Raw genomic sequence first — 9,304 nt, 5'->3', positions numbered from 1 at the left:
CGGCGCGCCGGTAGCGCAGCGCCACCGGCTGCACGGCGGCGCCGCTGTCGACGGCGGCGGCGAGCAGGCGCGGGTGGAAGCGCAGCACGCCGCTGCCGTCGGAGCTGGTGCCCTCGGGGAAGATCGCCAGGTGGCGGCCGTGCTGCAGGTGGCCGGCCAACTGGCGACCGAGGTCGAGGCTGTCGCCGCCGCCGCGGCGGATGAACAGGGTGCCGGCCTGGCGCGCCAGCCAGCCGGCCAGCGGCCAGGCGGCCACCTCGGCCTTGGCGAGGAACGACAGCGGGCGCAGGGCGCCGAGCACGGCGATGTCGACCCAGGACACGTGGTTGGCCAGCCACAGCACCGGGGTGTCCGGCAGCCGGCCGCGCACCTGCACGCTGAACGGCAGGGCGGCCTGCAGGCGGCGCATGAAGCGCCAGGTCAGGCGCTGGCGCAGGGCCATGGGCGCGCCGCCGAGGCGCTCGCGCAGGCCGACCCAGGCGCCCAGCAGTGCGCCCTCGGCGAGCACGGCGAACAGGCGCAGCAGGCGTGCATACAGGCGCAGGCGGCGCATCAGCCGGCCGCCTTGAAGTGGCGGGCGTAGCGCGGGCACAGTTCGTCGCGCTTGAGCAGGATGAACACGTCGGCGACCTGGAAGTCCGGGTCCCAGCACGGCTCGCCGCAGATCTTCGCGCCCAGGCGCATGTAGGCCTTGAGCAGCGGCGGCAGCTCGGCGGTGAGGTTGTCCGGCACCGCCAGCTCCGGCAGCGGCTGGCGCGGTTCGGCGCGCAGGTGCTCGGTGCACAGGTGGCGCTCGCGCAGGCGCTGCATCACCGCACGGGCCTGGATGCCGCCGTCGCGCATGGGGATGCTGGCGCAGCCCAGCAGGTAGCGGTAGCCGCCCTCGTTGAGGATCTCCGCCAGTGCGCCCCACAGCACGGCGATGGTGGCACCGTTGCGGTAGGCGGCGGCGACGCAGGTGCGGCCGATCTCCAGGGTCGGCCCCTCGAGGCGGCCGAGGCCGTGCAGGCGGAATTCGCCCTCGCTGTAGTAGCGGCCCAGCTTGCGCGCGGTGTGGTGGTCGAGCAGGCGGGTGGTGGCGACCAGCTCGCCGCTGGCCAGGTCGCGCACGCCCAGATGGCTGCAGTGGACGTCGAAGCCGTCGCAGTCCAGGCCCAGCTCGGCGCCTTCCAGGCGCGCGCCGAACTCCTCGCCGAACACGCGGTAGCGCAGGGCCTGGGCCTCGAACAGGGCTTCGGTGCCGTGCAGGCGCTCGGCCTGCAGGCGGCGGGTGGGGCTGGCGTCGCGGGATAGTGCAGTGGCGGACATGCAGAACCTCCGGGCAGCCGTGGCGGCCGCTGGCTTGTTGTGTGCACGGCCATGCTGGCAAGCGCGCATTGCTGCCCGGTGACGCGGCGGTGATGCTTCTGTGACCGCCCGCGCAACCTGCCCGTCGCCCGCGGCGTAGAGTGGCAGCGCCTGCGGCGGCGCTGGCGCGCTTGATGCAAATCAGTGAAGTTGCAACCCGGCTCCGTTAAGCTCCGCCAAACCGAGAATTCGAGGTAGCCATGCGTCGCGAGCCCATAGTCCTGTTTGATAACGGCGCCCACCAGTGCCTGTGTTTCGATGATCTGGTCACCGGCGAAGGTGTACAGACCAACCAGTTCCTGATCGTCGACAACGAGCAATACATGCTGCTCGATCCGGGCGGCGACCTGACCTACACCCCCCTGTCGCTGGAGCTGTCCAAGCACATTCCGGTGCAGGACCTGACCTACATCTTCGCCTCGCACCAGGACCCGGACATCATCGCCGCCCTGGACAAGTGGCTGCTGCACACCAAGGCCAAGGTCATCTGCTCGCGCCTGTGGGCGCGCTTCCTGCCGCACCTGACCGCCAACTACCTGGCCGTCAGCCATGGCATCTCCACCTACGACCGCATCATCGCGCTGCCCGATCGCGGCCAGTCGCTGCCGCTGGGCAACTGCCAGCTCAAGGCGGTGCCGGCGCACTTCCTGCACTCGGTGGGCAACTTCCAGCTCTACGATCCGATCAGCAAGATCCTGTTCTCCGGCGACATGGGCGCCTCGCTGGTCGAGGATGCGCAGCCGGTCACCGACTTCGCCGCCCACCTGTCGAGCATGGAAGGCTTCCACCGCCGCTACATGGCCAGCAACAAGGTCTGCCGCCTGTGGGCCGACATGGTGCGCAAGATGGATGTCGAGATGATCGTGCCGCAGCACGGCCGTCCCTTCGTCGGCAAGGCGATGATCAACACCTTCCTCGACTGGATCGGCCAGCTCGAGTGCGGCATGGACCTGATGGGGCCGGCCGACTACACCCTGCCGCGCTGAGTCTCTGCGGCCAGACCGACGCCGGCGGCGCCTTCGGGCCCGCCGGCGTCGTCGTTTGCGGGGCGGGTGTCTTGAGCCCCGACGAACGGACGGCTATGGTGCGCTGAGCCACTGTCGTCCGAGGAGCCGATGCCCAGCCCGACCATCCTGCCCCATCCCGGCGCGCCATGACCCAGACCGTCTTTCCCTGGCGCGGCGGCAACCGTTTCGAGTTGCTGATCGACGGCGAGCAGTTCTTCCCCCGCCTGCTCGCCGCCATCGAGGGAGCCGAGCGGCAGGTGGAACTGGAGCTGTATCTGGTCGAGGCCGGCGCCTGCGCCGAGCATCTGGTCGCCTGCCTGAGCGCCGCCGCCCGCCGCGGCGTGGCGGTGCGCTGTCTGTTCGACGCCTTCGGCAGCCGGCGCCTAGGCGCACGCCTGAGCACGCAGCTGCGCCAGGCCGGCGTGCAGCTGCGTCTGTACAACCCGCTCGGCTGGCGGCGTGGAGTGGCCAACTGCTACCGCGACCACCGCAAGCTGCTGCTGGTCGACGGGCAGCGCGCCTGGGTCGGCGGCACCGGCGCCACCGACGATTTCTGGCGGCCCGAGCCGGCCGGCGATCGCTGGCACGAGCTGATGGTGGAGATGGCCGGGCCGCTGGTGGCCGACTGGCAGACCCTGTTCGAGCGCCTGTGGCAGGCCTGCGACGACGACTGCGCCTGGCGCCCCCACGTGCGTCCGTCGGCGCACTTGCCGCCGCGCCCGCTGCCGGGCGCCGGCCTCGGCCGGGTGGCCTACGCCGACGCCGTGCAGCACCGCGACATCCTGCGCTCGCTGCTGCGCAACCTCGGCCATGCGCGTACGCGCATCTGGCTGGCCACGCCCTATTTCCTGCCCAGCTGGCGGGTGCGCAAGGCGCTGCGCAAGGCGGCCGAGCGCGGCGTCGACGTGCGCCTGCTGCTGTCCAGCCGCATCACCGACCATGCGCCGGTGCGCTTCGCCGGACAGCGCTACTACCCGCGGCTGCTGAGGAGCGGGGTGCGCATCTTCGAGTACCAGCCGCGCTTCCTGCACCTCAAGGCGGTGCTGGTGGACGACTGGCTGAGCATCGGCTCGTGCAACTTCGACCACTGGACGCTGCGCTTCAACCTGGAGGCCAATCTCGAGGCGCACGACCCGCAGCTGACCGCCGATCTCGAGGAGAGCTTCGTCGCCGATTTCGCGCAGAGCCGCGAGATCGACCTCGACGACTGGCGCGCCCGGCCGCTGGTCATGCGCGTCTCGCAGCGCCTGTGGGGCTGGCTGGATCGCCTGGTGGTCAACCTGCTCGACCGCTGGCGCTGAAAAAGGAAAACCCCGGAGGGCAGGGCCGCTCCGGGGTTTTCTTCGCGCTTGCGGAAGCTTACTTCACTTCCACCGCCAAGCTGTCGGCGATCTTCTGCTTCCAGATCTGCGGGCCGGTGATGTGCACCGACTCGCCGTTGGCGTCGACCGCCACGGTGACCGGCATGTCCTTGACCTCGAATTCGTAGATCGCTTCCATGCCCAGCTCCGGGAAGGCCAGCACCTCGGCCTTCTTGATCGCCTGGGCGACCAGGTAGGCGGCGCCGCCGACGGCCATCAGGTACACGGCCTTGTTGTCGCGGATCGCGTCGATGGCGATCGGGCCGCGCTCGGACTTGCCGATCATGCCCAGCAGACCGGTCTGCTCGAGGATCTGGCGGGTGAACTTGTCCATGCGGGTCGCGGTGGTCGGGCCGGCCGGGCCGACCACTTCGTCACGCACCGGATCGACCGGGCCGACGTAGTAGATGAAGCGGCCCTTGAGGTCCACCGGCAGCTCCTGGCCGGCGTTGAGCATGTCGACCATGCGCTTGTGCGCGGCGTCGCGGCCGGTCAGCATCTTGCCGTTGAGCAGGACGGTTTCGCCCGGCTTCCAGCTCTGCACTTCTTCCGGGGTGATGGTGTCGAGGTTGACGCGGCGGGCGCTCGGGCCGGCTTCCCAGACGATTTCCGGGTAGGCGTCCAGCGGCGGCGGGGTCAGCTCGGCCGGGCCGGAGCCGTCCAGCACGAAGTGGGCGTGACGGGTGGCTGCGCAGTTGGGGATGATGCACACCGGCAGCGAGGCGGCGTGGGTCGGGTAGTCCTTGATCTTCACGTCGAGGACGGTGGTCAGGCCGCCGAGACCCTGGGCACCGATGCCCAGCTGGTTGACCTTGTCGAACAGCTCGAGGCGCAGCTCCTCGATGCGGTTCTGCGGGCCGCGCTTCTTCAGCTCATGGATGTCGATCTCTTCCATCAGCGATTCCTTGGCCAGCAGGGCGGCCTTCTCGGCGGTACCGCCGATGCCGATGCCCAGCATGCCCGGCGGGCACCAGCCGGCGCCCATTTCCGGCACGGTCTTCAGCACCCAGTCGACGATCGAGTCGGACGGGTTGAGCATGCCCATCTTCGACTTGTTCTCCGAGCCGCCGCCCTTGGCCGCGACGTCGATCTCCACGGTGTCGCCCGGGACGATCTGGTAGTGGATCACCGCCGGGGTGTTGTCCTTGGTGTTCTTGCGGGCACCGGCCGGGTCGGCCAGGATCGAGGCGCGCAGGACGTTGTCCGGGTTGTTGTAGGCGCGACGCACGCCCTCGTTGATCATGTCGTCCAGGCTCATGGTGGCGCCGTCCCACTGGACGTTCATGCCGACCTTGGCGAACACGGTGACGATGCCGGTGTCCTGGCAGATCGGACGGTGGCCGGTGGCGCACATGCGCGAGTTGATCAGGATCTGGGCGATGGAATCGCGGGCCGCCGGCGACTCCTCGCGCAGGTAGGCCTCGTGCATGGCCTGGATGAAGTCGACGGGGTGGTAGTAGGAGATGTACTGCAGGGCGTCGGCGACGCTCTGGATCAGGTCGTCTTGCTTGATCACGGCCATGGAACGCGGTCCTCTGTCAGGCGGAACTTCACGGCGCGCCACCATGGGCGGCGCAAAAATCGGCGCGGCAGTATAGCGCGCAGGGGGCGTGGCGGACACCCGCCCGCCGTCGACCTTGGTCGATTGGCGGCCAGTGGCGCGGCCGGCAGGCTCGCCCAGAAAGCAGAAGGCCGCTCGAATGAGCGGCCTCCCGGTTCACACTCCGCCGATCAGGCCAGCGATTCGCCGACGTGGAGGACCTTCAGGGTGTTGGTGCCGCCGATGGTGTCGTAGCTGTCGCCCTTGCTCATGATCACCCAGTCGCCCGGCTGGACCACGCCGCGCTTGAGCAGCTCGTCGACCGCGGCCTGGCTGACCTGCTCCGGCGGCAGCGCCGCGGCGTCGAAGGGGATGGTCTGCACGCCGCGGAACAGCGACGCACGGGCCTGGGTGGCGCGGTGCGGCGAGTAGGCGAAGATCGGCACCGCCGAGCGGATGCGCGACATGATCAGCGGGGTGTAGCCGCTCTCGGTGAGGGCGATGATCGCCTTGACGCCAGGGAAGTGGTTGGCGGTGTACATGGCCGCCAGGGCGATGCTCTCGTCGCAGCGCTCGAAGGTCAGACCCATGCGGTGGCCGGACTTCTGGCTGGTCGGATGCTTCTCGGCGCCGACGCAGACGCGCGCCATGGCCTTGACCGCTTCCACCGGGTAGTCGCCGGCGGCGCTCTCGGCCGACAGCATCACCGCGTCGGTATAGTCCAGCGCGGCGTTGGCCACGTCGGACACCTCGGCGCGGGTCGGCATCGGGCTGTGGATCATCGACTCCATCATCTGCGTGGCGGTGATCACCACCTTGTTGAGGCGGCGGGCGTGGGCAATGATCTTCTTCTGGATGCCGACCAGCTCGGCGTCGCCGATCTCCACGCCGAGGTCGCCGCGGGCGACCATCACGCCGTCGCTGGCGCGGATCAGCGCATCCAGCGATTCGTCGTCGGCCACCGCCTCGGCGCGCTCGATCTTGGCGATCAGCCAGGCGTCGCTGCCGGCCTCGTCGCGCAGGCGGCGGGCGTAGTGCATGTCCTCGGCATCGCGCGGGAAGGACACCGCCAGGTAGTCCAGCTCCATCTCGGCGGCCAGCTTGATGTCGGCCTTGTCCTTGTCGGTCAGCGCCGGCGCGGTCAGGCCGCCGCCGCGGCGGTTGATGCCCTTGTGGTCGGACAGCGGTCCGCCGACGGTGACCTTGCACAGCAGCTCGCTGGCGGTGACCTGCTCGACCTGCATGATCACCCGGCCGTCGTCGAGCAGCAGCTCGTCGCCGACCTTGCAGTCCTTGACCAGGTCCGGGTAGTCGATGCCGACCACTTCCTGGGTGCCGGCGTCGCGCGGGTGGCTGATGGAGAAGCGGAAGGCGTCGCCTTCCTGCAGCTCGATGCGCTTGTTGGCGAACTTGGCGATGCGGATCTTCGGACCCTGCAGGTCGCCGAGCAGGGCGACGTGGCGATCGTGCTTGGCGGCCAGCTCGCGCACCAGGCGGGCGCGGGCCTTGTGCTCCTCGGGGGTGCCGTGGGAGAAGTTGAGGCGGGCGACGTTCATCCCGGCGAGGATCAGTTGCTCCAGCACCTGCGGCGAGCTGCTGGACGGGCCGAGAGTGGCGACGATCTTGGTACGGCGAAAGGGCATCAGGTTGCTCCTGGGTAAGGTCTGAACAGCGCCGGCGCGCCCGCTTGTGGCTGGGCGGGCCGGTCTTGGTCGGCTCGCGGTGAGCCTGCGCCATCCGTGGCGGGAATCGGTCAGTGGGCGGGTGCGCCCTGCGGCTTGAGCACCAGCAGGTCGCAGTCGACCCCTTCGAGCACGCGCTCGGCAGTGTGGCCGATCAGCGCGGTGTCGAGGTGGCCGCGGGCGATGGCGCCCATCACCAGCAGGTCGACGGCATTTTCCTCGACGAAGCGCGGCAGGGTCTCCTCGGCGAAGCCCTGCAGCAGGTGGCTGCGCGGCTTGGCTACCGCATGCTGGCCGAGCAGTTGCTCGAAGGCCTCGCGGTGGCGTTCGCCGGTGCGCTCCACATAGTACTCGTAATCGGCGACGAGTTCGGCATCGAACACCAGGGTGCGCGGCAGCGGTGCGTAGCTGTGCAGGTAGTGGTCCTCCAGGCCGAGGGTCTGGCCCAGGGTCTGCGCCGCCTCGATCAGATGGTGGTCGAGGCTGGCCGGCTTGTCGGCGCTGTGGGTGGGGTCGAGGGCCACGGCCAGGCGCTGGCCGTGCCACTCGCCTTCCGGCTTGACCAGCCACAGCGGCGCCGGGCAGTAGCGGATCAGCTGCCAGCAGGTGTTGCTCAGCAGCAGGCGACGGATCAGGCCGTGGCTGTGCGCGGTCTTCAGCACCAGGTCGGGCTTCAGTTCCTCGGCGCGGGCGATGACCATCCGGTGCAGCGGCTTGCCCCAGCGCACCTCGCAGGTCACCGCCAGGCCCTCCTGGCGCAGCGGCGCGGCCAGTTGCTCGAGCCATTCGCGGCGCTGGCGGAGCAGCGAGTCGCGCGCCTTGTCCAGCGCCGGCGCCTCGAACAGCAGGCCGTTGTCCAGGGCACTGTTGAACTCGCAGATCAGCAGCTCGAGGGCGGCACCGCTGCGGCGGGCGATCCAGGCCGCGCGCGCCAGCGCCGGTTGCGGGGTTTGGGTGGGATCGATGATCACCAGCAGCTGCTTGAGTTGCATGTCGGACTCCTTGGCCGGATGGGGTATGGCCCGCGTGATGCCAGGCTCGGCTTGATGGACTCAGCCTAGCGCCAGCGCCACTACACATGCAAACCGGTTACCGGGGCGTGACGGGCATGGCAGAGCGGGTGGCGGCAGGGCTCAGAAGGCCCCCGCCGCCTTCCACTGCAGGTAGCGGTTGACCAGTTCCGGCCCCAGTTCGCCGGGGCGCAGGTCGAGCACCGGCAGGCCCTGGGCGGCGAGGCGCTCGTGCAGGGCGCTGCGCGCGGCAGCGTAGTCGACGGTGCCGCAGTAGGCGAGCGCCTGCTCGTAGCTGTCCACCGGCTGCTGGCGCTGGCGGTCGAGCACTTCCTCGCGCAGGCTGGCGATCAGCAGGCGGTGGTGGCGGGCGATCTGCGCCGCGGCCAGCGGCAGCTGCTGGTCGTCCTCGTCGCGCAGGTTGCCGAGCAGCACCACCAGGGCGCGGCGCGGCTGGCGGGCGAGCAGTTCGCCGGCGGCGGCCAGGTAGTCGCCGGGCAACTGGCCGGGCTGCAGGTCGTAGACGCCGTTGAGCAGTGCGTTGAGCTGCTGCTGGCCCTTGGCCGGCGGCAGGTAGCGCGGCGTGTCGCCGCCGAAGGCCAGCAGGCCGACGGCATCGCCCTGGCGCAGGGCGACGTGGGCCAGCAGCAGGCAGGCGTTGAGGGCGTGGTCGAAGTGGCTGAGTTCGCCGTCCTGGCTGCGCATGCGCCGGCCGCCGTCGAGCAGGAAGAGGATCTGCTGGTCGCGTTCCTCCTGGTATTCGCGGGCGATCGGCTGGTGCTTGCGTGCGGTGGCCTTCCAGTCGATCTGGCGCAGGCTGTCGCCATCGCGGAACTCGCGCAGCTGGTGGAACTCGCGGCCGCTGCCGCGGCGCGGCTTCTGGCGCACGCCGAGGCGGCCGAGCCAGCTCTCCACCGCCATCAGGCGGGCGCCGTGCAGGCGGGCGAAGTCGGGATAGATGCGCGTGCTGCCGGGCAGTGGCAGATGGCGGCGCGCCTGCCACAGCCCCAGGCGGCTGGGCAGGCCGACCTCGCAGCGCGCGAAGGCGCTGTCGCCGCGCTGGCGCGGGCGGATGCGGTAGCGCAGCTCGCCGCCCTGGCCGGGCGGCAGGGCGAGGCGCTGCGGCAGGCCCTGGAACTCCAGCTCCGCCGGTACGTGGTCGAACAGCTCCAGCCAGGGCGTCGCCGCCGCCGGGGTGACGCGCAGGAGCACCTCGCTCCAGCGGTCCAGCGCCAGGTGGCCGGGCAGCTGGCGCTCGAGCGCCGGCGAGGGCAGGCGGCGCAGCCACAGGGCGTCGAACAGCGCCGCGCCGGCCAGCGCCAGCAGCGCCGCCCACCACAGGCCGTGCAGCCAGGCG

Annotated in this window: 8 protein-coding genes; 2 read left to right on the top strand and 6 right to left on the bottom strand. The window is 70.4% G+C overall.

Translation table 11 applies throughout. The features are described from left to right. Both E5198_RS18840 and olsB read right to left on the bottom strand, forming a co-directional pair. Nucleotides 1-553: lysophospholipid acyltransferase family protein (locus tag E5198_RS18840; RefSeq protein ID WP_136491486.1), on the bottom strand; the 553-nt coding region annotated here is incomplete at its 3' end. Further along, nucleotides 553-1,308: an L-ornithine N(alpha)-acyltransferase gene (gene olsB, locus E5198_RS18835; protein WP_136491485.1), complete on the bottom strand. Its 756-nt coding sequence runs from the start codon at nt 1,306-1,308 to the stop codon at nt 553-555. The genes olsB and E5198_RS18840, both read right to left, overlap by 1 nt. Nucleotides 1,309-1,547: 239 nt before the next feature. Here olsB and E5198_RS18830 point away from each other — a divergent pair, with 239 nt between their 5' ends. Together E5198_RS18830 and E5198_RS18825 are read left to right on the top strand one after the other, a co-directional pair. Beyond that, the gene (locus tag E5198_RS18830; protein ID WP_136491484.1) at nt 1,548-2,333 is read left to right on the top strand and encodes an MBL fold metallo-hydrolase; all 786 of its coding nucleotides are present in this window, start codon (nt 1,548-1,550) and stop codon (nt 2,331-2,333) included. 167 nt (nt 2,334-2,500) lie between these two features. Then, nucleotides 2,501-3,655 (top strand): phosphatidylserine/phosphatidylglycerophosphate/cardiolipin synthase family protein, encoded by a 1,155-nt coding sequence (locus E5198_RS18825; protein WP_136491483.1) that lies wholly within the window; start codon nt 2,501-2,503, stop codon nt 3,653-3,655. A 58-nt stretch (nt 3,656-3,713) separates the two neighbouring features. On the opposite strand, the gene E5198_RS18820 is transcribed toward E5198_RS18825, so the two are convergent. The 4 genes from E5198_RS18820 to E5198_RS18805 all read right to left on the bottom strand — a co-directional run. Next, nucleotides 3,714-5,237, bottom strand: coding sequence for a fumarate hydratase (locus tag E5198_RS18820; protein ID WP_136491482.1), 1,524 nt, complete (start codon nt 5,235-5,237; stop codon nt 3,714-3,716). Nucleotides 5,238-5,446: 209 nt separating this feature from the next. Beyond that, nucleotides 5,447-6,898, bottom strand: coding sequence for a pyruvate kinase (gene pyk, locus E5198_RS18815; protein WP_136491481.1), 1,452 nt, complete (start codon nt 6,896-6,898; stop codon nt 5,447-5,449). 110 nt (nt 6,899-7,008) lie between these two features. Beyond that, on the bottom strand, nt 7,009-7,929 hold the full coding sequence (locus tag E5198_RS18810; RefSeq protein ID WP_136491480.1) for a universal stress protein: 921 nt from the start codon (nt 7,927-7,929) through the stop codon (nt 7,009-7,011). 141 nt (nt 7,930-8,070) lie between these two features. After that, nucleotides 8,071-9,304: DUF58 domain-containing protein (locus E5198_RS18805; protein WP_136491479.1), on the bottom strand; the 1,234-nt coding region annotated here is incomplete at its 5' end.

Origin of the sequence: Pseudomonas sp. A-1, assembly GCF_004801855.1 — a bacterium.
Taxonomy (GTDB): domain Bacteria; phylum Pseudomonadota; class Gammaproteobacteria; order Pseudomonadales; family Pseudomonadaceae; genus Geopseudomonas.
Note: the sequence above shows the minus strand (reverse complement) of the source record. Positions and strands in the feature narration are given on the sequence as shown.